Below are 19,174 nucleotides of genomic sequence, written 5' to 3' on the forward strand. Positions count from 1 at the left end.
TTGCGTGTCCTTGTCGTAGCTTTTTTGCTTTTCATCCTCACGCAGGATCTGCTCCAGCCTTTGTTCTTCTCACCCCAGCCGATGCATCCGGACTCTCCGCGTCCCGATTACGAGACACAAGGAGTCCGGATGCCCGGCGTTCTAGTTTCCTAGGGCCGTGCCCCCGGCGTTAGCAGCCCAATTCGGTCCGCGCCCGCCTGCCGCCCAAGATCGATCATCTCGGCGACCCTGCTGTAGTCCAGATCCTTATCCCCCTGCACAAACATCGCCTTGTCCTGCCGCGTTGCAAAGATCGCGGCCAGCTTCGGGAGAAGCTCCGACTGTGCGAAGCTCTGGTCGTTGATCTTGTAGACGGGACTCCCGGCGGAGGTCAGCACCTGCACGACGATTGTCCGCTCCGGCGTTGTCTCGGGAGCTGCGGACGACTTCGGCGCCTGCGGGACAAGCGCTTCCAGCCCACGCGGCGCGACAGGGACGATCACCATGAAGATGATCAGCAGGACGAGTAAAACATCGATCAGCGGGGTGACGTTGATCTCGGAGACGGAATCGTGCGTGCTGCCTGCGCTCATGCTCATGGCGTTGCTCCTTCGTATCTCTAGCCGGTTGCGACCCGGGCGGGTCATGCGAAGCTGGCGAGTGGAAGGCGTGTGAGCGGTGCGGAGGTGGGCGGCGACAGGCGCTCCGGGACGAGCGGAGTTGGCAGCGCAGCAGGATTTGAAACGGACGAGTCCCCACAATCCTGCGACTGTGGGGACTCTGGCCGTGTGAACCGAAGACTACTGGCCCGATTCGACCCGCGGGGTGATCAGACCGATGTTATCGACGCCAGCCTGCTTGCCGAAGTCGATGACCTCGGAGACCTTGCTGTAGTCGAGGTCCTTATCGCCCTTGACGAACATGACCTTCTCTTGGCGAGTCGCGAAGATCGCCGCCAGCTTCGGTTCGATGTCCGCCTTGTTGAACGAGTCCTCGTTGATCTTGTACGAGGTCTGCGCGCCGTTGGCCTGAACCTGCACAACGATCGTGCGGTCGTTCTCCGGCTGATCCTGGGTCTTGTTCTTCGGCGGCTGGGGAACCAGCGCCTCAAGACCCTTCGGGGTTACCGGCACGATGACCATGAAGATGATCAACAGCACCAGAAGAACGTCGATCAGCGGAGTCACGTTAATCTCCGAAACTGACCCGCCTGTACCTCCACCACCCATTCCCATAGCGATTCTCCTTTTGCGGCCGGGCTATACGCTCTCGGCTGCTGACCTTTGTGCTTGACCGTACTTAGTTGTCCTTGCGCTCCGTCAGCATCCCGAGCTGGCTGACGCCGGCTGCGCGGATACCGTCGACCGCATCCATCACCTTGCCGTAGTTGGAACGGCCATCGGCGCGGAGGAAGACTTCCTTGCTGGTTTTGTTCTCGAGCTTGGCGGCAATCTTGGTGCCCATCTCGTCGACCGTGATCGAGTCGCCACCGAGGAAGATATGTCCGTCGCGGGTGACCGCGACCGTCACGGCATCTTCCTTGTTGGCGTCTTCCATCGCGACAGCGGCCACGGCCACCGGCAGATCGACGTTTACCTTGTTGTTCAGCATGGGCGTGATGACCATGAAGATGATCAGGAGTACAAGCATCACGTCCACCATGGGGGTGACGTTGATGTTTGAATTGACCTTTTTGCCTTCGTCGCGCTTATTGATTCCCATGTGCTAACACTCCGTCCGGGTTGTCCGGGCATTCGAGCTCTAACTTTGCTGCGGCCTTACCCTGGCGGAACCGGCTTCCCGGTCCGGACGATCCTGCGAACGTCCGAACCGGGCCCAGGTGATTCTCGCTCAGGTGCTACGGGTGTTTAGCGGTGGCTCTGCTTGATGAAGTAGTCGACCAGCTCGGAGGAAGAGTTGTCCATCTCGACGTCGAACGCCTCAACCTTGTTGGTGAAGTAGTTGAAGCACATAACGGCCGGGATGGCGACGATCAGACCGAAGGCGGTCGTAACGAGAGCCTCCGAGATACCGCCGGCGACTGCGCCGATACCGGTCGCCTTCGAAGCAGCGATCGACTGGAACGCGTTGAGAATACCGATGACGGTGCCGAGCAGGCCGATGAACGGCGCGGTCGAACCGATGGTCGCCAGGCTGCCGAGGCCACGCTTCAGCTTGGAGTGAACGATCGCCTCCGAACGCTCGAGGGCGCGCTGCGACGACTCGATCTGGGCCTCCGAGATGGAACCGCCGCCACCGAAGCTGCGGAACTCCTGCAGACCGGCGGTGACAACCTCGGCGAGGTGCGACTTCTTCGAACGGTCGGCAACCTTGATCGCCTCATCCAGACGGCCTTCCTTCAGAGCGCCGGCAACCTTGGGCGCGAACTCGCGCGACTGGGTGCGGGCGGCCGAGAAGTACAGCGCGCGATCGATCATGACAGCCAGCGACCAGATCGACATGATGAACAGGATGATGACGATGCCGCGCGGAATCCAGCTCATGCTGGCCCACATGGAGAGGAGCGAGAAGCTGTTCGCTTCCTGGAACATGGCGAGGGAGGCGGTGACGTGGGCGAGCGAGGCGTTTGCGAGATGAGCGAGAATCACTTGAGTGTTTCCTCCGAGATAAAGTCTGGATCTAAACTTCGTTTTTCAGAACTTCGCGGTTGCGGTGAAACAAAAGTCTAAAGCCCGTGAAGGCCAAGAGCTACAAGGATGTTGAGACTTTAGCCTCGATCCAAGCTGGTTGATCTTATACTCCCTGCCGACGTTTCCGGCAGGGAGTGCTACGGGAAGAACCTTTTCGGGAAACCCGGCTAGCGAGTGCTAGTTTCCGCCGAAGTTGAAGTTGACCGTCACGGTGGTGTCGACCTCCGTCGGCTCACCATTGAGAAGATACGGCTTGTAACGCCACTGCTTCACGGCGTCCAGCGCGCTTGCGCGCAGCATCTCAGGACCGCTGATGACCTGAAGATTTTCGATCGAGCCCGTCTTCGAGATGATCGCGTGCAGAACAACCGCGCCCGAGACGTGAGCCGCACGTGCGATCGGCGGGTAGACCGGGGTCGTCTTCTGCAGGATCGAACCCTGCATGACGCCGCCCGAGACGCGCTGCGGACCCTTCGGCTTCTCCGGCGCCGCGCGAACCACCGGGGTGGGAGCGGAACCCATGCCGCCAAGGACGCCGCCGGCGATGCCGCCAGCCGAGCCGCCGGTCATGCCGGACATACCCGCGACACCGGCAACCTGCGGCGGAGGAGCTGCGTCCTCTTTGATCATTTCAATCTTCTTGGGGATCTTGGTCGGCGCATGCAGACCCGAGTCAATCTCGCTGACATGCGGGATGACCTTCACCACGGCGGCCGGAGGTGGCGGCGGAGGCGGGGGCGGAGGCGGAGGAGGCGCGGAGAGCATGGCTGTCATCGCGGTCTTCGGGAGCGCCTCCGGATTGATGAGCGGGATCAAAATCATGACGCAGATGAGAATGCCGTTGAAAGCAAAGGTGGCAATCATCCACTTCTGAGAATTTGTCTTAAGTTTTCCGCCGGAATCGACTAAGGAATCTTCAAACATGGGCAGCCTCGGAGTTGCGAAAGATCGGTGCTGTCTTGTTTAGACACCAGGGGCTCCAGATTTGTTCCCGATCCGGAGCCCCAAGTTGCATATCGTTTGAATTATTTTGCATCGAATCCGCGATTAAGCCTAATGCTTTGATTCTGTGAGACGAAACTGCCCCGGCGCCGGTGCAAACTATGCCCGAACACGACCCGCGGGCAGGGTCGCGCGCTTGCCCTTGCTGGCGCGCCAGTCCTGATAGGCCACCAGCATCGGCGCGGCGACCGCGATCGACGAGTAGGTTCCGATCAAAATACCGATCACCAGCGCGAACGAGAAGCCGTGCAGCACCTCGCCGCCGAAGAGGAAGATGCAGAGGACGGTGAGGAAGGTCAGGCCCGAGGAGAGCACGGTCCGGCTCAGCGTCTGGTTGATGGACCGGTTGACGACCTCGGAGAGCGTCTCGCGGCGGCTGAGCGCCAGGTTCTCGCGGATACGGTCGAAGACGACGACGGTGTCGTTCATCGAGTAACCGATGAGGGTCAGGATGGCCGCGATGACCGTCAGGGTGATCTCCTGGTTGGTGAGCGAGAAGGCGCCGACGGTGATGAGCGTGTCGTGGAACACGGCCACAACCGCAGCCACGCCATAGATCAGCTCGAACCGGAACCAGAGGTAGACCAGCATGCCGACCAGCGAGTAGAGCGTCGCGTAGAGGGCCTGCTTCTGCAACTGCTTGCCGGCGGTGGGTCCGACGATCTCGACCTGCTGGATAGAGAAGCCGGTGTCGTGGAAGTTCGAGGTCAGCGCGGACTGCACGGCGGCGCGGCCTGCGTCGTGGTTCGCGTCGGAGGCGGTGGACTCGGGCAGCGAGATCATCTCCTCGTTGACGGCGTTTTCGCCGACGGCCGAGCCGATGCGCTGGATGCGGAAGTCCTTGATGCCGGCGCGATCCATGGCCGAGCGCAGGTGGTCCTCGTTCGGCGCGGAGTCAAACTTCACGCGGATCGCGGTGCCGCCCTTGAAGTCCACGCCCTTGGGGATGCCGTGCCAGAAGAGCATGGAGAGGACTCCGGCGACGGAGAAGATGAGAGAGAAGCCAAGGAAGAACCACTTCTTCCCCAGCCAGTCGATGTTCGTTTGACGAAACAGTTCCACGTTGTAACCTCGGCGGGGCTTTTGAGGGCGGCCCGCAAATCTAAAGATGAGAACAGAAGCAGATCCTCCGCTGCGCGAAGGATGACAAACAAAAGGCTTAGATCGACAGGGCGGCGCCGCGCTCCTTGTTCCGGAGGTGCGAGTCGAAGATGAGGCGCGAGACGTAGACGGCCGTGAACAGGTTGGCGAGCAGACCGAAGGTCAGTGTGACGGCAAATCCCTTGACCGGGCCGGTGCCGAAGAGGAACAGAATCGCGGCCGAGACGATGGTCGTGACGTGGGTGTCGACGATCGTGATCCAGGCGTGGTCGAAGCCTTCCTTGACGGCGGCGGCGGCGGTCTTGCCGGCGCGGAGCTCTTCACGGATACGCTCGAAGATGAGCACGTTCGAGTCGACGCCCATACCGATGGTGAGGATCACACCCGCGATGCCCGGCAGCGTCAGGGTCGCGTGCGAGAAGCCCATGAAGCCGAGCAGAATCAGCAGGTTGAGCAGCAGCGCCAAGTCCGCGTTGATGCCCGAGCCGCGATAGTAGATCAGCATGAAGACCATGACGGCGAGCATGCCGGCGACGGCCGCGACGACGCCCTGGCGGATGGAGGCCGCGCCGAGCGACGGGCCGACCGTGCGGGTTTCGATGTAAGAGATCGAGGCCGGCAGAGCGCCGGTGCGGAGCATCAGCGAGAGGTCGTCGGCCTGCTGGCGGGTGAAGGCGCCGGTGATCTCGCCGCGGTCGCGGATGCCGGACTGGATGCTCGCAACCTCACGCACCTTGTTGTCGAGGACGATGGCCATGGCGCCGGGGTCGGCGCTGCCCTGCTTGTGGGCGTCGGTGTACTTGAAGAAGCGGTCGCCGGCCTCGGTGGTGAGGGTGAAGGAGATGTTCGGGCGGCCGTTGATATCCTGCGAGGGCTGGGCATCGCGGAAGTCCGTGCCTTCGACCTCGGAGGCGCGCTTCAGCTCGTAGACCATGTCCGGAGCTCCGGCGGAGCCTGTGCCGTGGACGAGCATGGCGTCCGGCGGAACGACGCCCTGCAGTCCGGTCATCGCCTCGGCGTCGCTGGCCCACGGGCCGTTGGGCAGAACGGCGTGGATGGCCAGCTTGGCCGTGGACTGAATGATATCTTCGACGCGAGCCGGATCGTCGACGCCGGGCAGCTCGACGACGATCTGGTTGTCGCCCAGACCGTACTTCGCGATGACCGGCTCGGAGACGCCGAGCTTGTCGATGCGCTCGCGGATGGTCTCGATGGAGGTGTCGAGCGTGCGGGTCTTCAGGTCTTCCATCGCGCGCTGGGTCATGGTCAGCTTGTAGCTGCCATCGGTCTGCGGCGCGACGGCATAGTCGGTGTAGGTCTGGCCGCCGACGAGCGAGCGGAAGTCGCTGCTCTTGGCCGGGGGAACGCCCTTCACCGTGATGACCTCGGGGTGGGCGGAGTCGAGCTTCGCGACCGTGCCGGGCATCTGCTGGCCCTGCATGTCGGCCTCGAGACGCGCCACGTCGCGGTCGGTCGTGCTGCCGATCGCCTCTTCCACGTGGACAGCGAGCACGAGGTGCGTGCCGCCCTTCAGGTCGAGTCCCAGGTGGATATTGTCCGTCAGGATCGACTTCAGCGAGCCCTTATGCGGCAGATTCGTGCCGAAGAAGATGCCGTAGGTGAAGATGGCGATGACGATGAAGATGGAGACCGTTTTTCCGGTGAGGTTCTTGCCCATGATGAAAGTTTCTCAGTCTATATAAAGGTTCGGGAAAATCGTTGTCGCGAATGTCTTCGGCGGTCGCCGGGCTACTTGGCGGGCTCGTCCGTCGTCACGGTGGCGATGGCGCTCTTAACGACCTCGACCTTGAGGCCGTCGGGCGGCAGCCGCAGCGTGACGGTATCGTCCTTTACCTGCAGGATCGTGCCGCGCAGGCCGCCGTTGGTGGTGACGCGGTCGCCGCTCTTCAGCGCCGCGAGCATGGCGGCCCAGGTCTTCTGCTTGCGCTGGTTGGGCACGATGAGCAGGAAGTAAAACGCCACAAACATCAGGACGAGCGGAGCGATGCTCGTGAGGCTGGACAGATTGAAGCCGCCAACGCTCTGAAAAAGCCATGTTGCCAGGAGATTCACTTCGGTCGATACCAATCGGGCGACCGCGCCTGCGATTTCGCAGAGGACGGCTGCCAGTTTCTTTCTGGAGACGTTGCAACCGGAGGCAAGAGACACAGCTCCGCCGTTGTGGAAAAGGTTGCTAGGGGTTAAGCATCGCGTACCGGTTGCTCCCTGTCAAGGAATCTGCGCGGGATTGAATGCGCCGAGCATCTATATATGGTGGAAGACTGCGGCGAGTGGTGGAAATCGGTGGTTTGCGCCTGCCAGTGGAGTGTTCGCGCCGGTAGAATGAGGTTGATTGAGCGGGCGAGGCATGGGGCTTCGTCCTTCGTTAAGGGCACGGCTTCAGCCGTGCCGTAGAGATTTCAGCAGCAGGGCGGCTTTAGCCGCTGAGGTACGGTTTGCGTTTGTGACCCGCAAGCGTACCTTAGCGGCTGAAGCCGCAAGACAACGACGGTATCTGCACGGCTGAAGCCGTGCCCTTAACACGACGCAGCTTTCCGAGCGCGTCGCAGGATGATTTTTCGATGAGCCAGCTTACGATCGCCGCACCGAACACCGCACTCCCCGCCCAGGTGGCCGCCGCCGCGGCAGCCGCAGGGTTGACCGTCCTCTCCGCCGAGCCGGCGACCGCCATCTCCGGCGCGCCGACCACCCGGTTCGTTCTGGCGCTGGCCGCGAATCCGGCCAGGACCCTGCAGCTCGAACTCTCGCAGAGCTTCGACTTTGCCGACGGGCTGGCCGCATGGCTGGCCGAGGCTGCGGTGCGGATGCGCAATCCGCGGCCGGATGCCTACCTCACGCTGAACGGTCTGCCGCTTACCTTCTCGCAGTTCGCCTGGCCGTTTCACGACTCGTCGGCCGGGGCGGACACCTCGCTCGTTCACGGACAGGTGAACCTGGCCGACGGCGGCGACGGCATTCTGCATGCGAAGATCTCGGCCTCCATGACGGTCACCTTCCGCGCGGTCGTGAAGGCGCCGGAGCAGCCGTTCGCCGAGGGCTTCATCTACAACGCCGTCCGCAAGACGATGGACCAGGGGCAGTTGGAGCTGGTGAAGAGCGGCAATCGTCAGCCCGTGCCGGTGACCACGCGCTACTACTCGGTCAAGACAGGCAAGTTCAGCTTCAACGACACGACCGAGCAGGAGCGCACGCGCTTTCTGGCGGCGAAGACCTTCTGGCTGTCGGGCGTGCTGGGCGCGGGCGAGCCGGTATGGCTGCTCGACCCACGCGACGCCCAGTACCTGAACACGACGCTCGACGAGCTGAAGAAGAACGCCGAGGCGCTCGCCGGCAAGGGCCTGATCGAGCTTGGCGCCGATGGCTTCGCCATGCCGACGGCCAGCCTGATGGCGCGTGACGCCGAGTACCGGGCTGAGGTCGCGGCGGCGCTGGCGGCGATCAAGCCCAGCTTCAACGAAGAGATGCGCGGCGGCCACACCAACATGTAAGCTCCGCATGCCCCATCCATGCGTGGGCATCCCATCCTTCGCGCGCCTTTGAGCGAAGGGTGGGACGGAACAGGCTCGGGCATATTACATCCCAATCTTCCGGCAGCACGCCGGAAGGATGGGTCACCCGAACGGAAGGGCTAAGAAAATGGGGTCTATGGCGGATCAGATGCGGGCACGTTGGCTTCTTACGGCGGCACTTACGTTGAGCTCGGCGGCAGGCTTCGCCCAGGACGCCGCGCCGGCGCAGAAGCCCGTTCCGGCGGACATCACACCGGATAGCGCGACCGCCGCGCCCGCAGCTCCGCGCAACGAGACGCCGGTCGAAGGCTTCATCCGCAAGGACGAGGACACCATCGCGCTGAATCTGCCGGGCAAGGTGCTTTCGCGCGAGGTGAAGGATCCGGGGCCGCTGCAGATTCGCGACTTCGACTTCAACGGCGAACCGGTCTCCACCTCGAAGATTCACCTGAAGCAGTTGGCGCCGGGCGTCTACGAGCTGACCTCGGTCGCGTACGCCGTGGGTTACTGGCGCTTCCGCATCGCGGACGCAGCCGCCTACTACGGGTTGGGCGAGCACTTCGATGCGCTGAACCACGCGCATACGATCCTGCGGAACTCGTCCCAGGACGACGCCGGGCCGAAGGGCACGACGACCTATAAGCCTATTCCTTTCTTCATGTCGACCACAGGCTACGGCCTCTGGCTGGACACGGCCGCCGAAGCCACCTTCGACCTGAACGTGGTCAGCCGGACGGACATCCTCGTCGACGTGGCCGCCGAGAAGCTGCGCATCGTGCTCTTCACCGGCCCGCGCTTTCCGGAGATCCTCGAGCACTTCACCGCGCTGGCGGGCCGCGCCGTTCTGCCGCCTTACTGGGCCTTTGCGCCGTGGAAGTCGCGCGACTTCCACCAGTCGCAGGCCGAGGTGATGGAGGATATTGACAAGATGCGCGAACTCGGCCTGCCGGCGAGCGTCATCCTGATCGATTCGCCCTGGACGACGAGCTACAACGACTACAAGTTCAATCCGAAGCAGTTCGACGACGCGCCCGCGATGGTGAAGCACCTGCACGAGCAGGGCTACAAGATGGTGCTCTGGCATACGTCGTGGATCAACTCGAAGTCCGACACGCCGAAGGAGACGGGCTTCGCCGACAAGATGAACCCCGCTGCCGAGACCTACGCGGAGGCCGCCGAGAACGGCTACTTCGTGAAGAGCATCGACGGCGGCCCGTACGTGGGCCACTGGTGGAAGGGTGAGGGCTCGCTGATCGACTTCACCAATCCGCGTGCAAAGCGCTGGTGGCAGGATCAGCTTCGCCAGGCGATCGCCGCCGGAGCCGACGGCTTCAAGGACGACGACGCCGAGGGCGCCTTTCTGGGGCCGGTAAAGTTCGCCGACGGAACCGACCCGCGGCTGATGCGAAACAAGTACGGGGTTCTGTACAACAACGCGGTCGAGGAGTTGATTCAAAAGGACTTGAAGGGAAACGGCGTCCTCTTCGCACGGTCGGTCTCGACTGGCGCGAACGGCATCGGCTTTCTGTGGGGCGGGGACAACGAGGCGAGCTTCAGCCCGGAGAACGGCCTGCCAACGGTGGTGACGGCCGGGCTGGGCGCGGGGCTGTCGGGCATGCCGCTGTGGGCGGCGGACCTGGGCGGCTACCTCGCCACCTCGACGACGCCGGACGCGCGGCTGCTGATGCGCTGGACGGAGTATGCGACGTTCTCGCCGCTGATGGAGGTGATGAGCACGGCCAACATCAGCCCGTGGAACTTCGACCGGAACGCCGGCGGAACCGCTGCGCTCGACGCTTACAAGCGCTACTCCATCCTGCACATGTCGATGTTCCCCTACCGCTACGCAGCGGCGCAGACGGCGGCGAAGACCGGCATGCCGATCATGCGCGCGCTGGTGCTGGAGCATCAGAACGACGAACGCGCCCGCGTCACCAAGGATGAGTATATGTTCGGCCCAGACCTGCTGGTCGCGCCGGTGATCGACGAGAACACCTCGCGCGCGGTCTACCTGCCGGCGGGCGAGTGGGTCGATTTCTGGACGGGCGAGCCGGTCGGCGGGGGCAAGGTGGTTGTCGCAAAGGCGCCGCTCGATGCGATCCCCGTCTACGCCAAAGCAGGAACGATCCTGCCGAAGATTCCCGAGGACGTGATGACCCTCGTCCCGCAGTCGGAGTCCGGCAACAAGGAGATTAAGTCGCTCGACGACCGGCGGGTGTATGAACTGCTCGGCGCGGCGGCAAGCACGGCCACCAGCATCACGGACTTCGAAGGCCGCACGGTTGTCCGCTCAGGCGATACGCTGAACATCGCTGGCGACGCGGCGGCGCATATCATCCTGCGCTGGAAGTTCTCGCACCCACACTCGGCGACTGTGAATGGTACGGCCGTCTCCGTGCAGACGGACGCGCATGGCGACGCGTATATCGAGTTCGACCACTCGGCGGCGAGCGCGGTGAGCTGGCAGTAACCAACTACTCTATCGCGATTCACCTTGTCTATTTGAGATCAATGAGACTGTCTCGCCACTCTCGCAACGTCAGCCCGTTCCTGAGCTTCCATTCTCGTGGACCAGCGGAATTGCGATTATTTATGACTGCAGCTGCGGCGGATGCACTCGGGAATACGACATCTTCAATGAATTCCGTCTTATCTCCTCCGATAATTTGAAGTTTTCCAGCCAATATGAGCTGCTCTCTCAACCCGCCATAGGAATTCTGGGCGTTTTGCTGCGTTGTGCCGAGTGATCCTTTGAGGACAGTTAGCTCACCGTCGACGTCAACCGCCCTTGCCTGCACCCCGGTGCTGGCATGAGACAAAAATAATTCAACTGCACCGGCTGTGGCTGCTGCTGGACTAACCGGAAGCTCGCTGGGGATCATCATTGGAGAAACCGGCGAGACGTCGGGCAGTGCAGGCTTGGGACTCAAGAAATTTAGCCCCAGAGTTGGGAGGATCATTTGTAGCTGCGCAACAAAAAATTCCATGTCTGCACGATCACTTTCGGGCAAACTACCGCCTATTGGCTGGGTGGCGTTGATGACATCTGCCCTGCTATTTGCAGCCGTTATCTCCACAAGTCTGCTTTCTAGATAACGAACATGCGCTTTGGTGAGATTGAAGTCCTTTGATGTTACGAGGCAGACACGCTCCCAAAATTCTTTATCCTCATCTTTTGCATGAGCTTTAATCCGAACGGAGATGCAATCTCCCTCACCGACGTAGACTTTGAGGCGACCCGCTTCTTCTCCGACTAGAAAATAGATTCCGGTCCGGCCAGCTTCGTCACGCGAAAGCGCCTCGCTAAGGCGGGTACGCGGAGCACTTAATATGTGCCCAGTCCAGTTAGGAATCTCTGCGGTTACCAAGCCAAGTGGTGTCCCATCCACCAGAAACAGTTTTATAGTTCTGCCGTTCGACATGATTCCACCTTACTTGAAGAGAAAAGGCCCGCCGAATTTGGCGGGCCCTTTCATGCGTTCTGCTGTTTACGCTTCCTTCACCCCATCGACGAACGCCTTCAGCTTCCTGCTGCGGCTCGGGTGGCGGAGCTTGCGCAGGGCCTTGGCCTCTATCTGCCGGATGCGCTCGCGCGTTACCTGGAAGCTCTGGCCGACCTCTTCGAGCGTGTGCTCCGAGCCGTCTTCGAGGCCGAAGCGCATCTTGATCACGCGCTCTTCGCGCGGGGTCAGGGTGCGGAGAACCTGGCTGGTGTACTCCTTCAGGTTGACCGCGATCACGGCGTCGGACGGGCTGACGGCCATGCGGTCTTCGATGAAGTCGCCAAGGTGCGAGTCTTCCTCTTCACCGATCGGCGTCTCGAGCGAGATGGGCTCCTGCGCGATCTTGAGGACCTTGCGGACCTTCGCGACCGGGATGTCCATGCGGCGTGCGATCTCCTCAGACGACGCCTCGCGGCCAAGCTCCTGCACCAACTGGCGGCTGGTGCGGATGAGCTTGTTGATCGTCTCGATCATGTGCACCGGGATGCGGATCGTGCGGGCCTGGTCTGCGATGGCGCGGGTGATGGCCTGACGAATCCACCACGTCGCGTAGGTCGAGAACTTGTAGCCGCGGCGATACTCGAACTTGTCCACGGCCTTCATCAGGCCGATGTTTCCCTCCTGGATCAGGTCGAGGAACTGCAGTCCGCGGTTGGTGTACTTCTTGGCGATCGAGACGACGAGGCGCAGGTTGGCCTCGATCAGCTCGCGCTTCGCCTTCTCCGCGTCCATGTCGCCCTGGATCATCTCGCGCTGGGTGCGCTTCAGGTCGGCGATGGAGATGCCGGCGTCCACTTCGACGCGCTCGAGGTCGGTGCGGCAGTTCTTCTGCTGGCGCTTGTACTCCTTGCGCAGCTCCTCGGACTTCGAGTTCTCGTACTTCACGTCCAGCGACTTGATCTGGCGCTCAAGCGTACGCATCGCGTCGACGGTCTTGTTGACCTTGTCGAGCAGCCGCTTCTTCTCGCCGTTGGTGTATTTGAACTCGCGCACCACGCGGTTGATGTACACATGCTCGCGGCCGATGAGCCAGCGCAGCTTGCGGACCTCCTTGGCCTTGGCGCGGGCGTCCTTGCCGGCGGGCGCGGCCAGCTTCTCTTCGAGGCCGGTGACCTTCTTCTGGTGCTTGACGATCACGTCGATGCGGGCGACGGTGGCGCGCACGCGCGACTGCAGAATCTCTTCCGTCAGCTCCTCTTCGTCGAAGGTGACCACTTCCTTGATGTTGCGCACGCCGCGGCGCAGGTCCTCGCCCAGACCGACGATCTCGCGAATGACGATCGGCGAACGGGAGATGGCCTTCATGACGCGGATCTGTCCGCGCTCGATGCGCTTGGCGATCTCCACCTCGCCCTCGCGGGTGAGCAGCGGCACCGTACCCATCTCGCGCAGGTACATACGGACGGGGTCGTTCGTCTTTTCGAGCGTGCCGGGCGAGAGGTCCAGCTCGACGTCTTCGCCCTCTTCACCGGCCTCGGGCTCGTACTTGTCACGATCCAGACGCGACTCCGAGCCCAGCTCGATGCCCTGGGTGTTGATAGTCGTCATCAGGTCGTCGAGCTCGTCGGGCGTGGTGATGTCGCCGGGGAGCAGGTCGTTCACTTCACCGTAGGTGAGGTAGCCTTTTTCCTTGCCTGTATCGATCAGCTTGTCTAAATCGTCGTCGTACTTATCAATCTCGTCAGCCACGTTTGTACGCACTCCTGCACTCAAAATTTTCAGGCGCCGCTGCTATTCGGGCTAGACCCGACTCATCCAGACGGAGCGATCCCTGGGTTGTTTCGTAAGGCGCTGGTGGATTGGATGCGGTATAGGACCGCGGTGGCAAACCGGTCGATCTCAAAGGATCGGGGCATTCAAAGGCGCACGTCCCCAGCGAATCACAGAATAACACAGTTCTTTAGACTATCTGCGCGGTGGAAAAGATTCATGTCGGCGCTTACGGCCGGCGGTAGATCGCCGACCCGCGCGTGATGTCCGTTGGACCCGCAATGGCCGTGCCGACGACCGCGCCCAGCACCGTGGTGACCGTCCAAACCGTGCCGTTCGAGACGATGTTCAGGCAGAACCCCGGGCTGTTGTTGTTGCACTGCGGACCGTGAGCGGAGGCGACGCCGGCGACAAGGCCTATCGCGCCGCCCGCCGCCAGTCCGGTAAAGCTCGACCGGAGGTAATGCGCCAGCTTGACGCTCTTTACCTCGGACCGCGCATAGGTATAGCTGTGGCGGCCGGTGATGCCGCTGTGCGAACAGGCGATCTGCTCTTCGTCCACCTGGTCGATCGTGCAGGTACGGCCGCCTCGATCCGCCGAGAGATGAATCTTGGTGTGAGGCGGAAGTTGCTGAAGACGCCGCCAGTTGGAGCCGTCCGGAGACGGCGCCTGCCCCAGGGCGGCCACCGTCCACACAGCGAAGCTGGGGCCAAGCACGAAGATGATTTTGCGCATGGCGGAAAATTACAGCAACTTCGCCGTATTGCGACGACTCATTTGGGAGTATTCAGGCCTGGCCCGGAAAGACTTACAGGTCCGGGCGAGACGCGGGTCCTTCACTTCGTTCAGCATGACACGCCTTGTTGGCGGGTCAAACGGCTGGGGATGCGGCGAGATCGGCCCGCACCCGCGTCATCGTATCCAGGTAGAACGCGAGGTTGTGGATGCTCAACAGCGTCGCCGAGAGCGCCTCGCCCGAGGTGAACAGGTGCCGCAGGTAGGCGCGGGTGTAGCGGGCGCAGACCATGCAGGTGCAGTTGGCGTCGATGGGCCGGGGGTCGCGTGCGTTCTCCGTGCGCTTGATGTTCAGGCGCTCGATCGCGCCGTCTTCGTTGCGCGTGAAGACGAGGCCGTGGCGGCCGGCGCGCGTGGGCAGCACGCAGTCCATCATGTCGACGCCCATGCGCGCGTACTCCTCGATCTCGTCCGGGTAGCCGACGCCCATGACGTAGCGGGGCTTGTCCTTGGGCAGCCATTCGAGCGTGCGCGCGATCATCTCGCGGGTGACCTCGCGCGGCTCGCCGACCGCCAGGCCGCCGATGGCATAGCCGGGAAAGTCCATCTCGACGAGCCGCTCGGCCGACTCCTTGCGCAGGTCCGCGTACATGCCTCCCTGCACGATGCCGAAGAGGTTCTGATGCTGGCCGCCGCGCTCCTCGTGCCAGGGAACCTCGTGCTTATGCTCGTCGAAGTAGGCCTTCGAACGCGCGGCCCAGGCATGGGTCAGGCCGAGGGACTCGCGCGTGCGCTCGTAGGTGGCGGGGTGCTCGACGCACTCGTCGAAGACCATCATGATGTCGGCGCCGAGCGCGATCTGCACCTTCATCGAGTGTTCGGGCGAGAAGAAGTGCTTGCTGCCGTCGAGGTGCGAGCGGAACTCCACGCCCTCGGGCGAGATCTTGCGCAGCTTCGAGAGCGAAAAGACCTGGAAGCCGCCGGAGTCGGTGAGCATGGGCCGGTCCCAGCTCATGAACTTGTGGACGCCGCCCATCTCGCGGATGAGCTCATGGCCCGGCCGCAGGTAGAGGTGATAGGTGTTGGCAAGGATGATCCGCGCGCCCGTGCCGTTCTGGCCGATGCGCTCCATCACGTCCTGCGGGACGGCCTTGACGGTGGCGGCGGTGCCGACGGGCATGAAGACAGGCGTCTCCACCGGGCCGTGAGGCAGGGTGAGGGTGGCGCGGCGTCCGCCGGGGGCGGTGGTGTTGTGGAGCTGGAAGTTCAGGGACAAGGGATTCCTCTTGCTAGGGCTGGTCTTCCCAGGGATTGAAGATCGCTACGCCCAGTCCTTGAAAGTCTTTCACATTGCGCGTGACGAGGGTGAGATCGTGCTCAAGGGCGGTGGCGGCAATGAGACCGTCGCCAGCGGAAAGGGTGAACCCTCTTCGCCGCCCATCCGCCGTCAGCTTGCCCCAACGATCGGCAATACTGCGGGTCACGGGCAAGAGATTCTTATCGAACCAAGGCAGGACTCCAACGCGAAGCCAGCTTTCCAGTTCAGCGCGGCGCTTTCCGGCTGGCAACTTCTCTATCCCGAGACGAATCTCGCCGAACGTAATTACGCTCGCGAACAGCAAATCTGGATTTGTATCATCCAACCATGCGGCGACCTGCGGGTCGGGGTGCGGTCTCATCAGTTCTGAAACGGCATTGGTGTCGACTAAGTAGCTATTCAAAATCGATCTCTCGCGGAAAGCCCTGAATCCGCTCGAATTCGACACCTGAACCCATCAACGGAGACTCTCGAATCAGGCGGTAAAAGCTTTTCTTTTCATCAACAGGTTTTGGTTGGCCCGTATCGTCGGAATTACGAAGCGCAAAAGACACCACTTCCGAAGCGTCGCGAAAAGCTCCGCTTGCGATGCGCTGCCGGATTAGTTCTTGAACGTCTTCGTCGATATCGATTTGAATCGTCATGGCCGCGCACCTCTGTTTTGCCGCGCACCGCTATTTTAAAGTATGGGAATCCGGTTCCGCTCTGTCAATGCGGCGCGAGAGTCCGCCCACGACTTGAACGAGAACAACGACAAATCCTCTGCGAGGAGGACTACCGAGAAAGGCAAGAACAGGCAGAAGCGGCAAAGTGAGTCTTTACTTCGCCTTGGGCTGCGGCAGCCCGGTCGTATCGTCGCGCACGACCTTCCAGCCGTCGGCCGTCTTCTCCCACACCAGCAGGAAGTAGCCGTCGGAGTTGCCGCCGGCCGCGGCCGAGGCCTCGATGTGGAAGTGGCCGGTCGCCGTGGCGAAGCGCGCGTCCAGCGGCTGAACCTCAAGCTGCGAGAAGCTGAGCACGCCCATGCGCTCCTTCGTCGGATAACCCTTGTGGTAGTTCGCGACCATCTCCGCGTAGCCGCGATTGATCGTGCGTCCGATGAACAGGATGTCCGGCGAGTTCTTATAGCCCGTGGCGAAGGCGTCGATATCGCCGCGGTTCCAGTCGGCGACCTGCCTGTCCAGCACGGCCAGGATGGCCTTTGCGGTGGGGGTCTGGTTCGCTGCCGCGGGGGTCTGGGCGTTCAGCATCGCGGTCGAAAGGAGCAGCAGCGGAAGCAGCGCGCGTGCGATTCGCATAGGTCGAGGTCTCCAGTCACAGTGTCGGTCTCAGACGATGTTCGTCAGAGCCGGCGATGCTGTCAAGCGAGCCTGCGCTGGCCCTTCATGCGCTTGAGGAAGATATCGAGCGTGCCGCCCTGGACGACGATCGAGAAGACCACCACAACATAAGTCGTCACCAGAATCCAGACGCGGCCCTGGCCCTCCGGCACGGCGAGCGCCAGCGCGATCGACAAGCCGCCGCGCAGCCCGCCCCAGGTCAGCGTCACGATCGAGGTCTCATGCCCGCGCTGCAGCAGACGCACCGCCCAGAGCACCAGCGAGACCGCGCCCAGGCGGACGCATGTGACCACCGCAATCGCGACGCCGCCCGAGGCCATCGTCTGGCCGCTGAAAGGAATCGCCAGCACCTCCAGCCCTACCAGCACGAAGAGCAGAGCATTCTGAATCTCATCGATCACGGTCCAGAAACGGTCGAGGCTCTCGTGCGCGATCTCGGCATGGTGGTGGTTCAGATTGAAGCGGCGCAGCGCGAGCCCCGCCGCCACGGCCTCCAGTGGCGCGGAGACATGCAGGCTCTCCGCAACGCAGTATCCGCCGAGCGCCAGCGACAGCGTCAGCATGATCTCGATCTGGTAAGCGTCCGACAGGCGCATCATCTCCGAGGTGAACCACGCCAGCGCGACGCCCAGCAGAAGACCTCCACCGGACTGCAACATCAGCGACAAGGCAAGGTGGCCCGCCGTTGGCCGGGATCCGCGCGCAGCGGAGAGAGCGGCGAGAAACAGCACCGCGCCGACACCGTCGTTGAAGAGCGACTCCCCCGCAAGCTGCGCCTGGATGTTCTTTGCCACGCCGGTGCGATGCAGCATCTCGAGCACCGCAATGGGATCGGTCGGAGAGATCAGCGCGCCGAAGAAGATGCACTCGATCCAATGCGGATGCATGCCCACCAGCGGCAACAGCCAGTACATCAGCGAAGCGACCGCTCCTGCCGAAATCAGCGTGCCGAAGAGCGCGAGCAGCGTCACGGCCAGCTTCTCGCGCTTCAGGTATTGAAGGTCCAGCAGGAACGAACCGGCGAAGAGCAACAACCCCAGCATGCCATGCAAGATCAGGTCTTCGAAGCGGACACGATCGACGATGCCCGCGGCCCAGTCGTGTACGCCGGGAAAGGCGCCGCTCGCCGCACTCATCACCACGGCGCCAAGGATCGTCAGCAGCATGATGCCGATCGTCATGGGCAGACGCAGGGTACGCGCGTTCAGCCAGGCCAGCAGGGCGGTTGCGGTGACGACGATGCTGATCAGCGCGAGCGTGGACATGGTCTGGAACCAGTCTAACTGCTTTACTTTTCTAGCATCTCGACCGCCTGCGCGACGGTGATGTCCGTCGGCACACGGTGGAAGTCGGAGTGGATCGATTCCTCCTTCTTGGCAATCGTTTTGAAGAAGATGGCGCGCCCCACGATGGCGGTGTCGATGCGCTGCGTCTTCCACTCGGCGGCCTCGATATGCTCGCGCGTGGTCGAAAAGTTGCTGCCCGCCTTGATGGTCGCGATCAGGCCGTAGCCGATGCTGACGTCCGCGGGCATGCGGCCCTCGATGGCGCGCAGCCGCACCTCCTTCGGCTCGATGAGCACCGACCCGCTCATGCCATGCAGCACGCGCTCCTCCATGCTCTGCGCGACGTAGTCCGGGTTGGGCCGGAAGGCGATGCGCACATACTCGCCCTCGGGCTTCGGCGGGTCGAAGAGGAAGGCCTTCGGCAGCAGGACGAGCATGTCGCGGGCGTGGCTTTCGTCGTTGCGCATGGCCTGCTCGCGCTTCTTGAAGGCGTCAGGATGGGCGGCGATCTCGGCCACGCGGGCGCGTTCGGCGGCGGCGCGCTCCGGGCTCAGCGGCTGTCCGTCCTCCTCCACGAGGAATTTCACCTTGCCGAAGCTGGTCTCGGCGACCCTCTCCTTCCATAGATGGCCGCCCGTGCGATCCGACCGCTCGATCGAGATGTAGGCGTAGGGCGGCTTGCGCATATAGGCGGCGCTCTCGTTTTCGACCAGCTTCGCCAGCAGCGTCTTGACCTCGGGCGGCGTCTGGGCGCGAGCGCGCGGCAGAACGCTGAAAGCGACAAAGACGGCAAGCAAGAGGATGCGACCCCGGAACGATGAAGACAACATGAAGGTAGACCTTTGTGGAGGCAGGCTTAAATGCTTGCTCCTCTGTGAGATGCATGAAGTCGCGCGATGTTAGCTCCATGCCGGCAAGACATTTTGCCGTCTCCGGTCAGAAGGGCCGCCCGTTCCCACAAGAGACCGAGCGACGTACGATCCGCGGAAAGGTCGTATATTTTCTTTGCATTTTTGTC

Annotated in this window: 19 protein-coding genes; 2 read left to right on the forward strand and 17 right to left on the reverse strand. The window is 62.4% G+C overall.

The window, feature by feature from the left end; translation table 11 throughout:
- Positions 1-149: 149 nt before the first annotated feature.
- The 8 genes from CHB87_RS01800 to yajC all read right to left on the reverse strand — a co-directional run bounded on the left by CHB87_RS01800 (position 150) and on the right by yajC (position 6,806).
- Positions 150-578, reverse strand: coding sequence for an ExbD/TolR family protein (locus tag CHB87_RS01800; RefSeq protein WP_089406665.1), 429 nt, complete (start codon positions 576-578; stop codon positions 150-152).
- Between the two features lie 201 nt (positions 579-779).
- Positions 780-1,214, reverse strand: a complete 435-nt coding sequence (locus CHB87_RS01805; RefSeq protein WP_089406666.1) for an ExbD/TolR family protein — start codon at positions 1,212-1,214, stop codon at positions 780-782.
- A 64-nt stretch (positions 1,215-1,278) separates the two neighbouring features.
- The gene (locus tag CHB87_RS01810) at positions 1,279-1,701 is read right to left on the reverse strand and encodes an ExbD/TolR family protein (RefSeq protein ID WP_089406667.1); all 423 of its coding nucleotides are present in this window, start codon (positions 1,699-1,701) and stop codon (positions 1,279-1,281) included.
- 146 nt (positions 1,702-1,847) lie between these two features.
- Entirely contained in the window at positions 1,848-2,588 is a 741-nt protein-coding gene (locus tag CHB87_RS01815; protein WP_089406668.1) for a MotA/TolQ/ExbB proton channel family protein, read from the reverse strand.
- 219 nt (positions 2,589-2,807) lie between these two features.
- Entirely contained in the window at positions 2,808-3,554 is a 747-nt protein-coding gene (locus tag CHB87_RS01820; protein ID WP_089406669.1) for an energy transducer TonB, read from the reverse strand.
- Positions 3,555-3,731: 177 nt separating this feature from the next.
- Complete coding sequence (secF, locus tag CHB87_RS01825; protein WP_089406670.1) at positions 3,732-4,694, reverse strand: protein translocase subunit SecF; 963 nt, start codon at positions 4,692-4,694, stop codon at positions 3,732-3,734.
- 97 nt (positions 4,695-4,791) lie between these two features.
- The gene (gene secD / locus CHB87_RS01830; protein ID WP_089406671.1) at positions 4,792-6,411 is read right to left on the reverse strand and encodes a protein translocase subunit SecD; all 1,620 of its coding nucleotides are present in this window, start codon (positions 6,409-6,411) and stop codon (positions 4,792-4,794) included.
- Between the two features lie 71 nt (positions 6,412-6,482).
- Positions 6,483-6,806, reverse strand: a complete 324-nt coding sequence (gene yajC, locus CHB87_RS01835) for a preprotein translocase subunit YajC (protein ID WP_245817764.1) — start codon at positions 6,804-6,806, stop codon at positions 6,483-6,485.
- A gap of 509 nt (positions 6,807-7,315) precedes the next feature.
- Between yajC and CHB87_RS01840 the strand changes: the two genes are divergently transcribed.
- Entirely contained in the window at positions 7,316-8,242 is a 927-nt protein-coding gene (locus tag CHB87_RS01840) for a hypothetical protein (protein WP_089406672.1), read from the forward strand.
- A gap of 169 nt (positions 8,243-8,411) precedes the next feature.
- Entirely contained in the window at positions 8,412-10,733 is a 2,322-nt protein-coding gene (locus CHB87_RS01845) for a TIM-barrel domain-containing protein (protein WP_089407479.1), read from the forward strand.
- A gap of 28 nt (positions 10,734-10,761) precedes the next feature.
- Here the strand turns inward: CHB87_RS01845 and CHB87_RS01850 are convergent, their stop codons facing one another.
- From CHB87_RS01850 to CHB87_RS01890, 9 genes are all read right to left on the reverse strand, one after another.
- A complete protein-coding gene (locus CHB87_RS01850) occupies positions 10,762-11,685 on the reverse strand; it encodes a GIY-YIG nuclease family protein (RefSeq protein WP_089406673.1) in 924 nt (307 codons plus the stop codon).
- Positions 11,686-11,751: 66 nt separating this feature from the next.
- Positions 11,752-13,455, reverse strand: coding sequence for an RNA polymerase sigma factor RpoD (rpoD, locus tag CHB87_RS01855; RefSeq protein ID WP_089406674.1), 1,704 nt, complete (start codon positions 13,453-13,455; stop codon positions 11,752-11,754).
- A gap of 250 nt (positions 13,456-13,705) precedes the next feature.
- On the reverse strand, positions 13,706-14,212 hold the full coding sequence (locus CHB87_RS01860) for a hypothetical protein (RefSeq protein ID WP_089406675.1): 507 nt from the start codon (positions 14,210-14,212) through the stop codon (positions 13,706-13,708).
- A 136-nt stretch (positions 14,213-14,348) separates the two neighbouring features.
- The gene (gene tgt / locus CHB87_RS01865) at positions 14,349-15,488 is read right to left on the reverse strand and encodes a tRNA guanosine(34) transglycosylase Tgt (RefSeq protein ID WP_089406676.1); all 1,140 of its coding nucleotides are present in this window, start codon (positions 15,486-15,488) and stop codon (positions 14,349-14,351) included.
- A gap of 13 nt (positions 15,489-15,501) precedes the next feature.
- Complete coding sequence (locus CHB87_RS01870; RefSeq protein ID WP_217896995.1) at positions 15,502-15,933, reverse strand: type II toxin-antitoxin system VapC family toxin; 432 nt, start codon at positions 15,931-15,933, stop codon at positions 15,502-15,504.
- Positions 15,926-16,174 carry a hypothetical protein gene (locus CHB87_RS01875; RefSeq protein ID WP_089406678.1) on the reverse strand — a complete coding sequence of 83 codons (249 nt, stop codon included), beginning with the start codon at positions 16,172-16,174 and terminating at the stop codon, positions 15,926-15,928. The genes CHB87_RS01870 and CHB87_RS01875 overlap by 8 nt, the downstream gene beginning before the upstream one ends.
- A gap of 174 nt (positions 16,175-16,348) precedes the next feature.
- On the reverse strand, positions 16,349-16,828 hold the full coding sequence (locus CHB87_RS01880) for a YybH family protein (protein ID WP_089406679.1): 480 nt from the start codon (positions 16,826-16,828) through the stop codon (positions 16,349-16,351).
- A 62-nt stretch (positions 16,829-16,890) separates the two neighbouring features.
- Positions 16,891-18,135 (reverse strand): cation:proton antiporter, encoded by a 1,245-nt coding sequence (locus CHB87_RS01885; RefSeq protein WP_089406680.1) that lies wholly within the window; start codon positions 18,133-18,135, stop codon positions 16,891-16,893.
- Between the two features lie 23 nt (positions 18,136-18,158).
- Positions 18,159-18,986: a hypothetical protein gene (locus CHB87_RS01890; RefSeq protein ID WP_142988161.1), complete on the reverse strand. Its 828-nt coding sequence runs from the start codon at positions 18,984-18,986 to the stop codon at positions 18,159-18,161.
- Positions 18,987-19,174 lie beyond the last annotated feature (188 nt).

Origin of the sequence: Granulicella rosea, assembly GCF_900188085.1 — a bacterium.
Taxonomy (GTDB): Bacteria; Acidobacteriota; Terriglobia; order Terriglobales; family Acidobacteriaceae; genus Edaphobacter; species Edaphobacter rosea.